The following is a 16543-nucleotide window of genomic DNA, read 5'->3' as shown; positions in this document are numbered from 1 at the left end:
CATCATGGCGTTCAACATTCACAACCGTAACCTGCTCAGCCTGGAACACCACACCCCACGTGAGCTGCGTTACCTGCTCGACCTGTCCCGCGATCTGAAACGCGCGAAATACACCGGCACCGAGCAACAACACCTGAAGGGCAACAACATCGCCCTGATCTTCGAAAAAACCTCGACCCGCACCCGTTGCGCATTCGAAGTGGCGGCGTATGACCAAGGCGCCAACGTCACCTATATCGACCCGAACTCGTCGCAGATCGGCCACAAAGAAAGCATGAAAGACACCGCCCGCGTGCTCGGGCGCATGTACGACGCCATCGAGTACCGTGGCTTCAAACAGGAAATCGTCGAAGAACTGGCCAAGTTCGCCGGTGTGCCAGTGTTCAACGGTCTGACCGATGAATATCACCCGACTCAGATGATCGCCGACGTGCTGACCATGCGTGAACACGCCGACAAGCCGATCCATGACATCAGCTACGCCTACCTCGGCGATGCGCGCAACAACATGGGTAACTCGCTGCTGCTGGTCGGCGCCAAACTGGGCATGGACGTGCGCATCTGCGCGCCGAAAGCCCTATGGCCACTGGATGATCTGGTCGAGCGTTGCCACAAATATGCGGAAGAAAGCGGTGCGCGCATCACCCTGACTGAAGACCCGAAAGCCGCCGTTAAAGGCGTCGACTTCATTCACACCGACGTTTGGGTATCGATGGGCGAGCCAGTGGAAGCCTGGGCCGAGCGTATCCAGCAACTGCTGCCGTACCAGGTCAACGCCGAGCTGATGAAAGCCTCCGGCAACCCACGCACCAAGTTCATGCACTGCCTGCCGGCGTTCCACAACAGCGATACCAAGGTCGGCAAACAGATTGCCGAGCAGTATCCGCATTTGAAAAACGGCATCGAAGTGACCGACGACGTGTTCGAGTCGCCTGCCTGCATCGCCTTCGAGCAAGCGGAAAACCGCATGCACACGATCAAGGCGATTCTGGTCTCGACCCTGGCTGATCTGTAACTGAAATAGCTCCCACTGAAGGAACCGGTGCCAAAGGTGGGAGCGAGCCTGCTCGCGAAAGCAGTGAGTCATTCAACAGAGATGTCGACTGATCTGACGCCTTCGCGAGCAGGCTCGCTCCCACAGGGGATTCCGGTTCCATCAGGGAATCGAGTCGTTTGCCATTCCTCTGTTTTAGAAGGACATGCACCATGCGTATCGTCGTAGCGCTGGGCGGTAACGCCCTGCTCCGCCGTGGTGAACCGATGACCGCTGACAATCAGCGCGCCAACATCCGCATCGCCACCGAGCAAATCGCCAAGATCCATCCCGGCAACCAACTGGTCATCGCCCACGGCAATGGCCCGCAAGTCGGCCTGCTGTCGCTGCAAGCGGCGGCCTACACCTCCGTCACCCCTTACCCGCTGGACGTGCTCGGTGCCGAAACCGAAGGCATGATCGGCTACATTATCGAACAGGAACTGGGCAACCTGCTCGACTTCGAGGTGCCGTTCGCCACCCTGCTGACCCAGGTTGAAGTCGACGCCAACGACCCCGCGTTCAAGAACCCGACCAAGCCGATCGGCCCGGTTTACGACAAAGCCGAAGCGGAAAAACTCGCCGCTGACAAAGGTTGGGCGATTGCTCCGGACGGCGACAAGTTCCGCCGCGTAGTCGCCAGTCCACGGCCAAAACGCATCTTCGAAATCCGCCCGATCAAGTGGTTGCTGGACAAGGGCAGCATCGTGATTTGCGCCGGTGGTGGCGGGATCCCGACCATGTATGACGAGAACCGCAACCTCAAGGGTATCGAGGCGGTGATCGACAAGGACCTGTGCTCGTCGCTGCTCGCCGAGCAACTGGAAGCCGACCTGCTGGTGATCGCCACTGACGTCAACGCGGCGTTCATCGACTACGGCAAACCAACGCAGAAAGCCATTGCCGAAGCGCACCCGGATGAACTCGAACGCCTCGGTTTCGCCGCCGGTTCGATGGGACCGAAGGTGCAGGCAGCCTGCGAATTCGCGCGCCATACTGGCAAAGTTGCGGTGATCGGTTCGCTGGCGGATATCGAAGCCATCGTTCAGGGCACTGCCGGTACTCGCGTGACCACCGCCAAGCCCGGCATCAGCTATCGATAATTAGAAACTCCGGGGGCAGGCCCGAGGTCTGCCCTTCTCCCATGCCTTGAAAGGAGTAAACCATGGCCCAATTCGAACCCGGTCGCCTGCACATCGAGCGGCATGCGTTGACGCCGGATGACGTCAGTTACAACGTGCACCTCGACTATGAAGTGTTCACCGATCCGCAGAAAGGCAAAGGGATTCAGTTCACCCTGCATGGCAGCATGCAGGGCAAGGACATGAAGGAAGCGTTTTTCCTGCCCAAGGAAGAGGCTTACAACTTCGCCCGCGACGTGACCCGGATCGCCGAGAAGTACGGAATTCCCAAGGCTCACAGCCAGATCGGATCGGTGCACAAGCATTACGATCTGATGTTTGAAGACATTCGGCAGAAGTTGAATATGCAATCCGGGGATCCGGTCAATCTTGAGCATTTCGAGTAAACCGAAAAAGCCCCTCACCCTAGCCCTCTCCCAAAGGGAGAGGGGACTGATTGGGGGATGCTGCAGAATTACGCCGACCTGACCCTGCATCACTGAATCCATAATCGACTCGATTTAACAGGTCGACGTATAGCGCCAGACACCTCGGTCGGCCCCCTCTCCCTCCGGGAGAGGGCTGGGGTGAGGGTGCTTTTGCTTTCACCTCTCTCCAAGCCCAAGGCATACTTGCCACCCTCCGCTCTGCAGATCACTGAACCGCCCCATGCGTATCCACGTCAGCTTCATCGACCGCGTCGGCATCACCCAGGAAGTCCTGGCTATCCTCGGTGGGCGCAATCTCAATCTGGATGCGGTGGAGATGATCCCGCCCAACGTCTACATCGACGCGCCGACCCTGAGCCCGCAAGTGCTCGAAGAACTGAAAGATGCGCTGTTCCGCGTGCTCGGCGTGGAAGCGGTGACCGTGGTCGACATCCTCCCCGGCCAGCGTCGGCACTTGCAGCTCGACGCGTTGCTGGCTGCGATGACCGATCCGGTTTTGGCGCTCGACAGCGCCGGCAAAGTGCTGCTCGCCAACCCGGCATTAATCGCGCTCTACGGTCGCGAACCGGCCGGTGAAAGCGTCTCTGAACTGTTCAACGACCCCGCCCTGCTCGACACCTTGCTCGAACACGGCTTTCGCCTGCCGCTGCGCGAAATCACCGTCAACGGTCAGACCTTGTTGCTCGATGCCACGCCAATCACCGACGCTGGCGCCCTGCTGACCTTGTACCAACCGAACCGCATCGGCGAACAACTCTCGGCGCTGCACCACGACCACGCCGAAGGTTTCGACGCGCTGCTCGGCGAGTCCCCGGCAATCCGCACACTCAAGGCACGCGCGCAAAGAGTCGCCGCCCTCGACGCCCCCCTGCTGATCCAGGGCGAAACCGGCACCGGCAAAGAACTGGTCGCCCGCGCCTGTCACGCCATCAGCGCTCGCCACAGCGCACCGTTTCTCGCCCTGAACTGCGCGGCGTTGCCAGAGAACCTCGCCGAAAGCGAACTGTTCGGCTACGCCCCGGGAGCCTTCACTGGCGCGGCGCGCGGCGGTAAACCGGGGCTGATGGAACTGGCTAACCAGGGCACGGTGTTTCTCGATGAAATCGGCGAAATGTCGCCGTACTTGCAGGCCAAACTGCTGCGCTTTTTGAACGACGGCAGCTTCCGCCGCGTGGGCGGTGATCGCGAGGTGAAGGTCAACGTGCGCATCCTCAGCGCGACCCACCGTGATCTGGAAAAAATGGTCAGCGAAGGCTTGTTCCGCGAAGACCTGTTTTATCGCCTCAACGTACTCAACGTCGAAGTGCCGCCGCTGCGCGAGCGCGGCCAGGACATTCTGTTGCTGGCACGCTATTTCATGCAGCAGGCTTGTGCGCAGATTCAGCGCCCGGTCTGCCGCCTCGCCCCGGGGACTTACCCGGCGCTGCTCGGCAATCGCTGGCCGGGCAACGTACGACAATTGCAGAACGTGATCTTCCGCGCGGCGGCGATTTGCGAGAGTAGCCTGGTGGATATCGGCGACCTCGACATTGCCGGCACCTCGGTGGCGCGGCAAACCGACAGCGATGTCGACAGCCTCGAACAAGCGGTCGAATCTTTCGAAAAAACGCTGCTGGAAAAACTCTACGTCAGCTATCCCTCGACCCGCCAACTGGCCAGCCGCCTGCAAACTTCGCACACGGCCATCGCCCATCGCCTGCGCAAATACGGAATTCCCAACAAGCCCTGAAAGCACCACAAATTCCCTTGTAGGAGCTACCGGAGGCTGCGATCTTTTGAATTTGGATGTGTATTGCCCGGGTCAAGATCGCAGCCTTCGGCAGCTCCTACAGTCCGGGTTTCCAATTCAAAAAATCAGGGTTCCCAGTTTAAAAGCGACCTCCAACTGTACTGAAAGCGCTACAGCGGAACGATATCGATACACCCTCCTCCGATCACCGCTGTGCAAGGCTTTGATCCCGTTCAGCTTTTATCCTCGCTCCAGGCTGTAGCGATTTCGCTACAGAGATGCCTCCCGTGCTGACCCCTTTAATACCTAAATCATTGATTTATAAAGATAAATGAACCTTGGCCGCATTCTTGCTAATCAACCCCTCATAAATAAGGGCCTTCGCGCCCGACTATTCCACCGCGTCCACCAGACGAGTCTGGCCCCCTGAGGAGTTTCCATGAGCGAGTTGCGTTTTACTGAAGATCACGAATGGCTGCGCACCGAAGCTGACGGCAGCGTTACTGTCGGCATCACCGCTTTCGCGCAGAACGCCCTGGGCGACGTGGTGTTCGTGCAACTGCCTGAGCTGCAGGCTTACGAAAAAGGCGCCGAAGCCGCCACCGTGGAATCGGTAAAAGCTGCCAGCGGCGTGTACATGCCGCTCGATGGCGACGTACTGGCCGTCAACCCGGCGCTCGAAGACGCTCCGGAACTGGTCAACGAAGATCCGCTGGGCGAAGGCTGGTTCTTCCGCTTCCAGCCAAGCGATGCCGCCGCTGTCGGCAAACTGCTCGATCAGGACGCGTACGACCGTCTGATCAAAGCCCAAGCCGAAGCCTGAGGAACACCGACATGACTCAAATCAACCTCGGCACCGCCAACGAATTCATCGCCCGTCATATCGGCCCGCGCGCCGGTGACGAGCAAGCCATGCTCAACAGCCTCGGCTTCGACTCGCTCGAAGCGCTGAGCGCCAGCGTCATCCCGGAAAGCATCAAGGGCACCAGCGTGCTCGGCATGGACGACGGCCTCAGCGAAGCCGATGCCCTGGCGATGATCAAATCGATCGCCGGCAAGAATCAGTTGTTCAAGACCTACATCGGCCAGGGCTACTACAACTGCCACACGCCGTCGCCGATCCTGCGCAACCTGTTGGAAAACCCGGCCTGGTACACCGCGTACACGCCGTACCAGCCAGAAATTTCCCAGGGCCGTCTCGAAGCGCTGCTGAACTTCCAGACCATGATCAGCGACCTCACCGGCCTGCCGATCGCCAACGCTTCCCTGCTCGATGAAGCCACCGCCGCTGCCGAAGCCATGACCTTCTGCAAACGCCTGAGCAAGAACAAGGGCAGCCACCAATTCTTCGCCTCGATCCACAGCCACCCGCAAACCCTCGACGTGCTGCGCACCCGTGCCGAGCCGCTGGGCATTGACGTGGTCGTCGGCGATGAGCGTGAACTGACTGACGTAACGCCGTTCTTTGGCGCCCTGCTGCAATACCCGGCGAGCAACGGTGATGTGTTCGACTACCGCGAACTGACCGAACGCTTCCACGCCGCCAACGCCTTGGTCGCCGTCGCCGCTGACCTGCTGGCCCTGACGCTGCTGACCGCCCCGGGCGAGTTCGGCGCTGACGTCGCCATCGGTTCCGCGCAACGCTTCGGCGTGCCGCTGGGCTTCGGTGGCCCGCACGCGGCTTACTTCTCCACCAAAGATGCGTTCAAACGCGACATGCCGGGCCGTCTGGTAGGCGTTTCGGTTGACCGCTTCGGCAAGCCGGCGCTGCGTCTGGCGATGCAGACCCGCGAGCAACACATCCGCCGCGAGAAGGCCACGTCGAACATCTGCACCGCGCAAGTGCTGCTGGCCAATATCGCCAGCATGTACGCCGTCTACCACGGCCCGAAAGGCCTGACCCAGATCGCCAACCGCGTGCATCACCTGACCGCGATTCTGGCCAAGGGCCTGACCGCGCTCGGCGCGAAAGTCGAACAAGCCAGCTTCTTCGACACCCTGACCGTGGCCACCGGCGCAAACACCGCCGCACTGCACGACAAGGCGCACGCTGCGCAGATCAACCTGCGCGTGATCGACGCTCAGCGTCTGGGCCTGTCGGTCGACGAAACCACCACCCAGGCGGATATCGAAACCCTGTGGAGCCTGTTCGCCGACGGCAAGACCCTGCCGGATTTCGCTGCCCTCGCCGCTTCGGTTCAAAGCACTATTCCTGCGTCGCTGGTACGTCAGTCGCCAATCCTCAGCCACCCGGTGTTCAACCGTTATCACTCGGAAACCGAGCTGATGCGCTACCTGCGCAAACTGGCCGACAAGGACCTGGCACTGGATCGCACCATGATCCCGTTGGGCTCGTGCACGATGAAACTCAACGCTGCCAGCGAAATGATCCCGGTGACCTGGGCTGAATTCGGTGCTCTGCACCCGTTCGCCCCGGCCGCGCAAAGTGCCGGTTACCAGCAACTGACCGATGAACTGGAAGCGATGCTCTGCGCCGCTACCGGTTACGACGCGATCTCACTGCAACCGAACGCCGGTTCGCAAGGCGAATACGCAGGCCTGTTGGCGATTCGCGCCTATCACCAGAGCCGTGGCGATGAGCGCCGCGACATCTGCCTGATTCCGTCGTCCGCCCACGGCACCAACCCGGCCACCGCCAACATGGCTGGCATGCGCGTTGTCGTGACTGCGTGCGATGCGCGCGGCAACGTCGACATCGAAGACCTGCGTGCCAAAGCCATCGAGCACCGCGAACACCTCGCCGCGCTGATGATCACTTACCCGTCGACCCACGGCGTGTTCGAAGAAGGCATCCGCGAAATCTGCGGGATCATTCATGACAACGGCGGCCAGGTGTACATCGACGGCGCCAACATGAACGCGATGGTCGGCCTCTGCGCACCGGGCAAGTTCGGCGGCGACGTCTCCCACCTGAACCTGCACAAAACCTTCTGCATCCCGCACGGCGGTGGCGGCCCGGGCGTCGGCCCGATTGGTGTCAAGTCGCACCTGACCCCGTTCCTGCCAGGCCACGGCCAGATGCAACGCAAGGAAGGCGCGGTCTGCGCAGCACCGTTCGGCAGCGCAAGTATTTTGCCGATCACCTGGATGTACATTCGCATGATGGGCGGCGCCGGTTTGAAGCGCGCTTCGCAGCTGGCGATCCTCAATGCCAACTACATCTCCCGTCGCCTCGAAGAGCACTACCCAGTGCTGTACACCGGCAGCAACGGTCTGGTGGCACACGAGTGCATTCTCGATCTGCGTCCGTTGAAAGACAGCAGCGGCATCAGCGTTGATGACGTCGCCAAGCGCCTGATCGACTTCGGCTTCCACGCGCCGACCATGTCGTTCCCGGTAGCCGGCACGCTGATGATCGAGCCGACCGAAAGCGAATCCAAGGAAGAACTGGACCGCTTCTGCGACGCGATGATTCGCATCCGCGAAGAAATCCGCGCGGTGGAAAACGGCACGCTGGACAAGGACGACAACCCGCTGAAGAACGCGCCGCACACGGCGGCAGAGCTGGTGGGCGAGTGGACTCACCCGTACAGCCGCGAGCAGGCCGTTTATCCCGTTGCTTCGTTGATCGAAGGCAAATACTGGCCACCGGTCGGTCGCGTCGACAACGTCTTCGGCGATCGCAACCTGGTCTGCGCCTGCCCGTCGATCGAAAGCTACGCTTAAACCAGAAAGGGGCGAACCACTCGCCCCCACCGCTTAACCTGTAGGAGCTGCCGAAGGCTGCGATCTTTTGATCTTGCTGTTGAAAGATCAGGATCAAAAGATCGCAGCCTTCGGCAGCTCCTACAGGGGAACGCATCAAGCCTGATGTTTCGCCAATTCCTATAACAAGAAACCGGAGAACCACTCATGTCGTTAAGCGTGTTCGACCTGTTCAAGATTGGCATCGGCCCCTCCAGTTCCCACACCGTCGGCCCGATGCGCGCTGCTGCGCGTTTCGCCGAAGGCCTGCGCCGGGAAAACCTGCTGACCACCACCGCCAGCGTTCGCGTCGAACTCTACGGCTCCCTCGGCGCCACCGGTAAAGGCCACGGCAGCGACAAAGCCGTGCTGCTCGGCCTCGAAGGCGAACACCCGGACACCGTCGATACCGAAACCGTTGCCGCCCGTCTGCAAGAAATTCGCGGCAACGGCCGGCTTAACCTGCTCGGTGAACACAGCATTGCGTTCAACGAGAAAGAACACCTGGCGATGATCCGCAAGCCGCTGGCCTATCACCCCAACGGCATGATCTTCCGCGCCTTTGATGCGGCGGGCCTGCAGATTCGCAGCCGCGAGTACTACTCGGTCGGTGGCGGGTTTGTGGTCGATGAAGATGCGGCCGGCGCCGATCGCATCGTCGAAGACGCCACGCCGCTGACCTTCCCGTTCAAAAGTGCCAAGGACTTGCTCAGCCATTGCGCCACCTATGGTCTGTCGATCAGTCAGGTGATGCTGACCAATGAAAGCGCCTGGCGCCCGGAAGCGGAGACCCGTGCCGGCCTGCTGAAAATCTGGCAAGTAATGCAGGACTGCGTCGCCGCCGGTTGTCGTAACGAAGGCATTCTGCCGGGCGGTTTGAAGGTCAAACGTCGTGCGGCGGCGTTGCATCGGCAACTGTGCAAGAACCCGGAATCGGCGTTGCGTGATCCGTTGTCGGTGCTTGATTGGGTCAACCTCTACGCCTTGGCGGTCAACGAAGAAAACGCCAATGGTGGCCGCGTAGTCACCGCACCCACTAACGGTGCAGCGGGGATTATTCCGGCGGTGCTGCATTACTACATGCGCTTTATCCCCGGCGCGAATGACGACGGCGTCGTGCGCTTTCTGCTGACCGCGGCGGCCATCGGCATTCTCTACAAGGAGAATGCCTCGATCTCCGGCGCTGAAGTCGGTTGTCAGGGTGAAGTCGGCGTCGCCTGTTCGATGGCGGCCGGGGCGTTGTGCGAAGTGCTCGGCGGCAGCGTTCAGCAAGTCGAGAACGCCGCAGAAATCGGCATGGAACACAACCTCGGCCTGACCTGCGACCCGATTGGCGGACTGGTGCAAGTGCCGTGCATCGAGCGCAATGCGATGGGCTCGGTGAAAGCCATCAATGCGGTGCGCATGGCCCTGCGTGGCGACGGCCAGCATTTCGTCTCCCTCGACAAAGTCATCCGCACCATGCGCCAGACCGGCGCCGACATGAAAAGCAAATACAAAGAGACCGCCCGCGGCGGTCTGGCGGTCAACATCATCGAATGCTGATCACGAACCAAGCCAAACCAAAATTGACCACCTCTCCCCCAGGGAGAGAAACGTAATTAGCCCCCTCTCCCTCCGGGAGAGGGCTGGGGTGAGGGGCTTTTGATCTTGATCTTGCCGCTTACCCCCAACTCAAATTTTCAAGGAGCCACGCATGTCCACCGAACAACTGTCGAAAACCCCGCTGCACGCTCTGCACCTCGAACTCGGCGCCCGCATGGTGCCGTTCGCTGGCTACGACATGCCGGTGCAATACCCGCTCGGCGTGATGAAAGAACACCAGCACACCCGTGAGCAGGCCGGGCTGTTCGACGTCTCGCACATGGGTCAGATCCGCCTGACCGGCGCCAACGCCGCCAAAGCGCTGGAAAGCCTGGTGCCGGTAGACATCATCGACCTGCCGGTGGGTATGCAGCGTTACGCGATGTTCACCAACGAGAACGGCGGCATTCTCGATGACTTGATGGTCGCCAACCTCGGCAACGACGAACTGTTCCTGGTGGTCAATGCCGCCTGCAAGGATCAGGACCTGGCCCACCTGCAAAAACACATCGGCGATCAGTGCACCATTACGGCGCTGTTCGAAGAGCGCGCCCTCTTGGCATTGCAGGGTCCGGCAGCCGTTACCGTGCTGGCGCGACTGGCTCCCGACGTGGCGAAAATGACGTTCATGCAGTTCGCCCGCGTCAATCTGCTGGGTGTCGACTGCTTCGTCAGCCGTTCGGGCTACACCGGTGAAGACGGTTTCGAAATCTCCGTTCCGGCCGCCGATGCCGAAAAACTCGCCCGCGCCCTGCTCGCTGAACCGGAAGTCCAGGCCATCGGCCTCGGTGCTCGCGATTCGCTGCGCCTGGAAGCCGGCCTGTGCCTGTATGGCCACGACATGAACACCGAGACCACGCCGATCGAAGCCAGTCTGCTGTGGGCAATGTCCAAGCCTCGTCGCACTGATGGCGCGCGCGCCGGCGGTTTTCCGGGGGCGGAAAACATTTTCGCCCAGCAGCAGAATGGCGTCGCACGTAAACGCGTCGGCTTGCTACCGCAAGAACGCACCCCGGTGCGTGAAGGCGCAGAAATCGTCAACGAAGCCGGCGAGATCATCGGCAGCGTGTGCAGCGGTGGCTTTGGTCCGACCTTGGGCGGGCCGTTGGCGATGGGTTACCTCGACAGCGCTTATGTCACCCTCGACACACCGGTCTGGGCCATCGTTCGTGGGAAAAAGGTACAAATGCTTGTAAGCAAAATGCCATTTGTTCCACAACGCTACTATCGCGGTTGATTGACTGTTTCTATAAGTAACGCGATTGCGTAATGCGTGCACTAATGTGTCACGCAATCGCCACAAAAAAGTGCATTTTCTAACATTCGATTCGAATATGAACTTTGCTTATAACGTCCGAAAACAATTGAACAAGCTAATCGTCTAAGCCCGCACTAGTGAACTGACTAACTGCCAGAAAGCGCAGTAAAACCGGGGCCTTCGCAGGGCTTGTTTTTTCTCCCGTAGTTGGCGTAGAGTTTGTCCACTGTGTTTGCATGGGTCAGCTTGGAATCGTGACCTGGGCAGTAGCCTACAAGTTAGCTACATCCCGTTCGACGTCTTCTTACTCTCCTGCAACCAGCCCCAGTACTCTTTCATGTGAAGGAGACTGTCATTAATTTTTGCGTCAAAGGAAATAAGAAATGTCCACACGTCAGAGCGGTACCGTCAAGTGGTTTAACGACGAGAAAGGTTTTGGTTTTATCACTCCAGAAAGCGGTCCGGATCTGTTCGTGCATTTCCGCGCCATTCAGGGCAACGGCTTCAAAAGCCTGAAAGAAGGCCAGAAAGTGACCTTCGTTGCTGTGCAAGGCCAGAAAGGCATGCAGGCTGACGAAGTACAAGCAGAAGCCTGATTTCTGTTACGAAAAAGCCCCTGATATTGATATCAGGGGCTTTTTTGTGCGCGCGAATCCGTAAAATGGCGCTTCACTTTGCGTCCAGAGGCTGCCATGTCGAAAAACCTGCTCACCCCACAGGGCGATTTTCCTGCCGTTGGCCTGGGCCGTCGTCTGGCAGCGATGTTCTATGACTTTCTGCTGTGCACCGCTCTGCTGATCGTCACCGGATTTATTTACAAGTTGATCCAGGCAGCGATCATTGGCGAAGAGCGCCTGCGTGTGATGACCGATGCCGGGCAACTGGACGGTGATCCGCTCTACTCGACGGTGCTGGTATTGGTGCTGTTCGGATTCTTTGCCAAGTTCTGGACCCATGGCGGGCAGACACTGGGCATGCAGGTGTGGGGCATTCGCGTGCAGAACGCAAATGGCACCGCGATCAGCCTGTGGCAGGCGCTGTTGCGGTTCATGGTGTCGATTGCGTCGTGGTTGTGCGTGGGGCTGGGATTCTTCTGGTCGCTGTACGACAAGCAGAAGCGCACGTGGCATGACATCTATTCCGATACACGCCTCGTCCGGGTCCCGAAGAAGACCAAATAATTTCCAGACGCCGAATACCACTGTAGGAGTGAGCCTGCTCGCGATAGCGGTGTGTCAGTCAACATATTCGTTGTTTGACACGCCGCTATCGCGAGCAGGCTCACTCCTACAGGTTTTGTGTTGTGTCTGAAAGAGCTCAGGCGTTACCGGCCAGCTTCATCCGCGCTGCCTGGGTGAAGTCGAGCATGCGCTTCAGCGGCCGGATCGCCTGCGGAATCAACGCCGGATCAACAAAGATCTCGTTCGTGCCGTCCTTCAAGCTCTTGAGCGTGCGCTCAAGGGTGTTCATGGCCATCCACGGGCAATGTGCGCAACTGCGGCACGCAGCGCCGTTACCGGCGGTTGGCGCCTCGATGAAAACCTTGTCCGGGCACAACTGCTGCATCTTGTAGAAGATGCCACGGTCGGTGGCGACGATCAGGGTCTTGTTTGGCAGGCTCTGCGCGGCAGCAATCAACTGGCTGGTGGACCCGACGGCGTCCGCCAGCTCGATCACCGACGTTGGCGATTCCGGGTGCACCAGAATCGCGGCGTCCGGGTACAGCGCCTTCATGTCTTCGAGCTGTTTGGACTTGAACTCCTCGTGAACGATGCACGCACCGTCCCAGAGCAGCATGTCGGCGCCGGTCTTGCGCTGAATGTAGGTGCCCAGGTGCTTGTCAGGGCCCCAAATGATCGTCTCGCCGTTGTCCATCAGGCTTTCGACGATCTCCAGTGCGCAACTTGAAGTCACCACCCAGTCAGCCCGTGCTTTAACAGCAGCGGAGGTATTGGCGTAGACCACCACCGTACGCTCCGGGTGCTGATCGCAGAACGCCGAGAACTCATCAACCGGGCATCCCAGGTCCAGCGAGCAGGTCGCCTCCAGCGTTGGCATCAGCACGCGTTTTTCCGGGTTGAGAATCTTCGCGGTCTCGCCCATGAACTTCACGCCGGCCACCACCACGGTCTTCGCCGGGTGAGCATTGCCGAAGCGGGCCATTTCCAGGGAGTCAGAGACACAGCCACCGGTTTCTTCGGCCAGAGCCTGAATCACCGGATCGCAATAAAAGTGAGCCACCAGCACCGCGTCCTGAGCCTTGAGCTCGGCGGCGATGGCAGAACGGTAATAAGCCTCTTCCTCGGCCGTCAGCGGTTTGGGCTGTTTGGCATCGAGGTGGGCTTGAACCAGAAGGCGTTCGGAAATCTGCGTCATGTTCGCAAGACCTGCAGGCGCGTTCGCGCGAAAGTCGAGTATACACCCGGCTCCGGACCGCTTGAGGGTACCGCCGGGAGAGTGAGTATTATCAGGCACGGACAGCATTGAAGCTGCGCAAGGCTACAGAATATCCCGTTGATACAAAAGATGATTCTGACCTGCGTCAGCGCTGCAGGTATCGAAACGACGCAGGTCCGAATTGCAGGCAAAAAAAAACCCGGAAATCCTCACTTTCGTGGGCCTTCCGGATTTTCTAAACCGCCAAATATGGTGGGTCGTGTGGGATTCGAACCTACGACCAATTGGTTAAAAGCCAACTGCTCTACCAACTGAGCTAACGACCCGCTGTGTGGTGGCGCGTATAATACTGATTTTTAAGGACTATTCAACACCTTTTTGAAAATAATCAAAAATAAGGTGTTGGGTCACTCACACCAGCGGCCGCAAAGCCTTCTGCGCGCAGCCGGCAGCTGTCGCATTTACCGCACGCGCGGCCTTCATCGTCGGCCTGATAGCAGGACACGGTGAGGCCATAATCAACGCCAAGCTTCACGCCCGCCTGAACGATCTGCGCCTTGCTCAGGTTCTGCAACGGTGCCTGGATGCGGAAACCATTGCCTTCCACGCCCGCCTTGGTCGCCAAATTGGCCATGCGCTCAAACGACTCGATGAACTCGGGACGGCAATCCGGGTAACCGGAATAGTCCACGGCGTTGACACCAATAAAGATGTCGCGCGCGCCGAGCACTTCAGCCCAGCCCAGCGCCAACGATAAGAACACTGTGTTGCGCGCCGGCACGTAAGTGACCGGAATGCCTTCGCCCAGTTCTTCCGGGATATCGATACTGCTGTCGGTCAGCGCCGAACCGCCCATGCCATTCAGGTTCAGGCCAATGACTTTGTGCTCAACCACGCCCAGGTCGCGGGCGACGCGTGCAGCCGCGTGCAATTCGGCATGGGAACGCTGACCGTAATCGAAGCTCATGGTGTAGCAGCTGTAGCCTTCGGCGCGAGCCATGGCCACAACGGTCGCCGAATCCAGGCCGCCGGACAGCAGGATGACCGCACGTTTTCCAGTGGAGTTCAGTTGTTCGGTCATATCAGCGCCCCGGCTCGTCATTCCACAAATATTTATGCAACTGTAATTGCAACCGCACCGGCAGGTTGTCCGCCACCACCCAGTCCGCCAGATCGCGAGCATTGAGGTCATGGTGACTTGGGGAAAACAGCACTTCGCCGGCACGCCGATCGAGACCGTACTGAATCAGTTTGGAGACGGCCCAGTCATAGTCGTCGCGCGAGCAGATGACAAACTTCACCTGATCGTTGGGCGTCAGCAGTTCGATGTTCTCGTAACGGTTGCGATGGGCTTCTTTCGAATCCGGCGTCTTCAGATCGACAACGCGACTGACGCGCGGATCGACAGCCGAGACGTCGAGGGCGCCGCTGGTTTCCAGCGAGACCTCATAACCGGCATCACACAACTGTTTGAGCAAAGGAATGGCATTGGGCTGTGCCAGCGGCTCACCGCCGGTGACACAGACGTAGCGCGGGCGAAATCCGGCCACTTGCTCGAGAATGTCGTCGAGGGTACGCACGGTACCGCCACTGAAGGCATAGGCGCTGTCGCAGTATTGGCAACGCAATGGGCAACCGGTCAGGCGCACAAAAACCGTGGGCAGCCCGGCAGTCCGCGTTTCCCCCTGCAAAGAGTAGAAAACTTCGGTGATTCTCAATGTGTCTTGCATAGTCGCCACGGGCGTAACAGCTAAACAGGCTGTCCGCCTCCGTCAGGCACTTCAGGTAATCCCGCCAACGCGCGGACCACAAGAAGCGTGTTTCAGAAAAAGGGCGTGAATTCTAACGAAAAAACCCGCGACAAGCGCGGGTTTCTTCCAAACGGGTCAAGCCTGCTTACATGCGTTGCAGATCGCGTTGGGCCAACTGAGCGGCGGAGGTACCCGGATATTGGGCCACCACCTGCTGCAGAATGCCTTTGACCTTGTCGGTATGACCGAGGCGGCGCTCTACATCAGCCAGCTTGTACAGCGAATCCGGCACTTTGGCGTGCTTGGGATACAGCTGCGAAACCTTGGCGAAAGCCTGGCCTGCGCCTTGCAGATCGCCTTTGGCCAGATTCACTTCGCCTAACCAGTACTGAGCGTTGCCCGCGTATTGGCTGTTCGGGTATTTGCGCAGGAAAGCGGCAAAAGCCTGGCTGGCCTTGTCAAAATCCTTGGCTTTGATCAGGTCGAAAGCGGCATCGTAATACAGCTTTTCCTTGGCCGGATCACCCGGTTCGCTACTTGCAGCAGGTGCCTGGGCAGCAGCCCCGGCGCCAGCGGCAGCACCGGCAGCAGCACTTGCATCGCCACCGGCAGAAGAATTCTCAGGAGTCGCGGCAGGTGCAGCACCGGATCCTATGCGCCGATCAAGATCCTGGTATCGCTCCAGGGATTCCTGCTTCATGCGCGCAACTTGATTCTGCAGTTCTTCGATCACACCTTGCTGGCGCGATATCTGATCCTGCATTTGTTGCAGTTGGTTGAACAGCATGCCTTGTGCCGAGGCAGGGGCCGAAGCCGCTCCCCCGGCATAGGCGCCGTTCGTACCGTAACCTGCAGGCGGATAACTGCTCCCGCTATTGTTATAACCGGAGTTGTCATCGACCACAGGAACCGCAGCCCACGCCGCAAGCGGCGCGAGGCTGAGAGCCAGAACAGTTACAGCACGACGGCACGTTCGCATATCGAATTACTTACGCAGTTCGACGCGACGGTTTTGAGCCCAGGACTGCTCGTCGTTGCCGGTAGCAACTGGACGCTCTTCGCCGTAGGAAACCAGTTCCAGCTGAGCTGGGGAAACACCTTGCAGTACCAGGTAGCGCTGAACGGCTTTCGCACGACGCTCGCCCAGTGCCATGTTGTACTCACGAGTACCACGTTCGTCGGTGTTGCCTTCCAGAACAACGCGAGCGCCGTTTGCTTTCAGGTCTTTGGCGTGAACGTCCAGAGCGCGCATGGCTTCTGGCTTCAGGTCCGAGCTGTCGTATTCGAAGTAGAAGGTGGTGATTGCGCGCAGAGCAGCTTCTTCGCTCAGGGAACCGTCAACGGCACCAGTGTTTGCGCCGTAACCAGCGTTTGGATCAACAGCGCCTTCACCGGCGTTGTCGCCGCCTTTGGACGAGCAACCTACAGCTACAGCCATGGCCAGAGCCAGCGCAGCAAATTTACCAAACTTCAGCATTTCCATCGTGAAACTCCTAATGAACCCCAGTGTGTTAAG

Annotated in this window: 15 protein-coding genes and 1 tRNA gene; 10 read left to right on the top strand and 6 right to left on the bottom strand. The window is 59.3% G+C overall.

The genetic code is table 11. From position 1 onward, the window contains the following. Positions 1–4 precede the first annotated feature (4 nt). The 10 genes from HUW52_RS08410 to HUW52_RS08365 all read left to right on the top strand — a co-directional run bounded on the left by HUW52_RS08410 (position 5) and on the right by HUW52_RS08365 (position 12060). The gene (locus tag HUW52_RS08410; RefSeq protein ID WP_016983839.1) at positions 5–1015 is read left to right on the top strand and encodes an ornithine carbamoyltransferase; all 1011 of its coding nucleotides are present in this window, start codon (positions 5–7) and stop codon (positions 1013–1015) included. A 191-nt stretch (positions 1016–1206) separates the two neighbouring features. Beyond that, positions 1207–2136, top strand: a complete 930-nt coding sequence (gene arcC / locus HUW52_RS08405; protein WP_016983838.1) for a carbamate kinase — start codon at positions 1207–1209, stop codon at positions 2134–2136. Between the two features lie 62 nt (positions 2137–2198). Then, positions 2199–2561, top strand: a complete 363-nt coding sequence (locus HUW52_RS08400; RefSeq protein ID WP_175553386.1) for a DUF5064 family protein — start codon at positions 2199–2201, stop codon at positions 2559–2561. Between the two features lie 262 nt (positions 2562–2823). Further along, positions 2824–4332 carry a sigma-54-dependent transcriptional regulator gene (locus HUW52_RS08395; RefSeq protein WP_102900179.1) on the top strand — a complete coding sequence of 503 codons (1509 nt, stop codon included), beginning with the start codon at positions 2824–2826 and terminating at the stop codon, positions 4330–4332. A gap of 439 nt (positions 4333–4771) precedes the next feature. After that, the gene (gene gcvH, locus HUW52_RS08390; RefSeq protein WP_016983835.1) at positions 4772–5155 is read left to right on the top strand and encodes a glycine cleavage system protein GcvH; all 384 of its coding nucleotides are present in this window, start codon (positions 4772–4774) and stop codon (positions 5153–5155) included. 11 nt (positions 5156–5166) lie between these two features. Continuing rightward, positions 5167–8019: an aminomethyl-transferring glycine dehydrogenase gene (gene gcvP / locus HUW52_RS08385; protein ID WP_175553385.1), complete on the top strand. Its 2853-nt coding sequence runs from the start codon at positions 5167–5169 to the stop codon at positions 8017–8019. Positions 8020–8205: 186 nt separating this feature from the next. Beyond that, positions 8206–9582 (top strand): L-serine ammonia-lyase, encoded by a 1377-nt coding sequence (locus HUW52_RS08380; RefSeq protein ID WP_175553384.1) that lies wholly within the window; start codon positions 8206–8208, stop codon positions 9580–9582. A 151-nt stretch (positions 9583–9733) separates the two neighbouring features. Next, a complete protein-coding gene (gcvT, locus tag HUW52_RS08375) occupies positions 9734–10858 on the top strand; it encodes a glycine cleavage system aminomethyltransferase GcvT (RefSeq protein WP_175553383.1) in 1125 nt (374 codons plus the stop codon). Between the two features lie 404 nt (positions 10859–11262). Further along, positions 11263–11475 carry a cold-shock protein gene (locus tag HUW52_RS08370; protein WP_003227496.1) on the top strand — a complete coding sequence of 71 codons (213 nt, stop codon included), beginning with the start codon at positions 11263–11265 and terminating at the stop codon, positions 11473–11475. A 96-nt stretch (positions 11476–11571) separates the two neighbouring features. Further along, on the top strand, positions 11572–12060 hold the full coding sequence (locus HUW52_RS08365; RefSeq protein ID WP_175553382.1) for an RDD family protein: 489 nt from the start codon (positions 11572–11574) through the stop codon (positions 12058–12060). 136 nt (positions 12061–12196) lie between these two features. Here HUW52_RS08365 and nadA read toward each other — a convergent pair whose 3' ends face one another. The 6 genes from nadA to pal all read right to left on the bottom strand — a co-directional run bounded on the left by nadA (position 12197) and on the right by pal (position 16510). After that, a complete protein-coding gene (nadA, locus tag HUW52_RS08360; protein ID WP_175553381.1) occupies positions 12197–13255 on the bottom strand; it encodes a quinolinate synthase NadA in 1059 nt (352 codons plus the stop codon). A 271-nt stretch (positions 13256–13526) separates the two neighbouring features. After that, positions 13527–13602: transfer RNA gene (locus HUW52_RS08355), tRNA-Lys, on the bottom strand. Between the two features lie 62 nt (positions 13603–13664). After that, the gene (queC, locus tag HUW52_RS08350) at positions 13665–14357 is read right to left on the bottom strand and encodes a 7-cyano-7-deazaguanine synthase QueC (protein WP_175553380.1); all 693 of its coding nucleotides are present in this window, start codon (positions 14355–14357) and stop codon (positions 13665–13667) included. Position 14358: 1 nt separating this feature from the next. Then, positions 14359–15006, bottom strand: a complete 648-nt coding sequence (gene queE, locus HUW52_RS08345; RefSeq protein WP_007912722.1) for a 7-carboxy-7-deazaguanine synthase QueE — start codon at positions 15004–15006, stop codon at positions 14359–14361. Between the two features lie 166 nt (positions 15007–15172). Further along, positions 15173–16006 (bottom strand): tol-pal system protein YbgF, encoded by an 834-nt coding sequence (gene ybgF / locus HUW52_RS08340; protein ID WP_016983829.1) that lies wholly within the window; start codon positions 16004–16006, stop codon positions 15173–15175. A gap of 6 nt (positions 16007–16012) precedes the next feature. Next, entirely contained in the window at positions 16013–16510 is a 498-nt protein-coding gene (gene pal / locus HUW52_RS08335) for a peptidoglycan-associated lipoprotein Pal (RefSeq protein ID WP_003178634.1), read from the bottom strand. Positions 16511–16543: the final 33 nt, after the last annotated feature.

Origin of the sequence: Pseudomonas sp. 43A, assembly GCF_013363935.1 — a bacterium.
GTDB lineage: Bacteria > Pseudomonadota > Gammaproteobacteria > Pseudomonadales > Pseudomonadaceae > Aquipseudomonas > Aquipseudomonas crudilactis.
Note: the sequence above shows the minus strand (reverse complement) of the source record. Positions and strands in the feature narration are given on the sequence as shown.

What these genes read in the sequence shown, in the direction of transcription:
- HUW52_RS08410 (WP_016983839.1), top strand. Translation starts at nt 5, where the DNA reads ATGGCGTTCAACATTCACAACCGTAACCTGCTCAGCCTGGAACACCAC.
- arcC (WP_016983838.1), top strand. Translation starts at nt 1,207, where the DNA reads ATGCGTATCGTCGTAGCGCTGGGCGGTAACGCCCTGCTCCGCCGTGGT.
- HUW52_RS08400 (WP_175553386.1), top strand. Translation starts at nt 2,199, where the DNA reads ATGGCCCAATTCGAACCCGGTCGCCTGCACATCGAGCGGCATGCGTTG.
- HUW52_RS08395 (WP_102900179.1), top strand. Translation starts at nt 2,824, where the DNA reads ATGCGTATCCACGTCAGCTTCATCGACCGCGTCGGCATCACCCAGGAA.
- gcvH (WP_016983835.1), top strand. Translation starts at nt 4,772, where the DNA reads ATGAGCGAGTTGCGTTTTACTGAAGATCACGAATGGCTGCGCACCGAA.
- gcvP (WP_175553385.1), top strand. Translation starts at nt 5,167, where the DNA reads ATGACTCAAATCAACCTCGGCACCGCCAACGAATTCATCGCCCGTCAT.
- HUW52_RS08380 (WP_175553384.1), top strand. Translation starts at nt 8,206, where the DNA reads ATGTCGTTAAGCGTGTTCGACCTGTTCAAGATTGGCATCGGCCCCTCC.
- gcvT (WP_175553383.1), top strand. Translation starts at nt 9,734, where the DNA reads ATGTCCACCGAACAACTGTCGAAAACCCCGCTGCACGCTCTGCACCTC.
- HUW52_RS08370 (WP_003227496.1), top strand. Translation starts at nt 11,263, where the DNA reads ATGTCCACACGTCAGAGCGGTACCGTCAAGTGGTTTAACGACGAGAAA.
- HUW52_RS08365 (WP_175553382.1), top strand. Translation starts at nt 11,572, where the DNA reads ATGTCGAAAAACCTGCTCACCCCACAGGGCGATTTTCCTGCCGTTGGC.
- nadA (WP_175553381.1), bottom strand. Translation starts at nt 13,255, where the DNA reads ATGACGCAGATTTCCGAACGCCTTCTGGTTCAAGCCCACCTCGATGCC.
- queC (WP_175553380.1), bottom strand. Translation starts at nt 14,357, where the DNA reads ATGACCGAACAACTGAACTCCACTGGAAAACGTGCGGTCATCCTGCTG.
- queE (WP_007912722.1), bottom strand. Translation starts at nt 15,006, where the DNA reads ATGCAAGACACATTGAGAATCACCGAAGTTTTCTACTCTTTGCAGGGG.
- ybgF (WP_016983829.1), bottom strand. Translation starts at nt 16,006, where the DNA reads ATGCGAACGTGCCGTCGTGCTGTAACTGTTCTGGCTCTCAGCCTCGCG.
- pal (WP_003178634.1), bottom strand. Translation starts at nt 16,510, where the DNA reads ATGGAAATGCTGAAGTTTGGTAAATTTGCTGCGCTGGCTCTGGCCATG.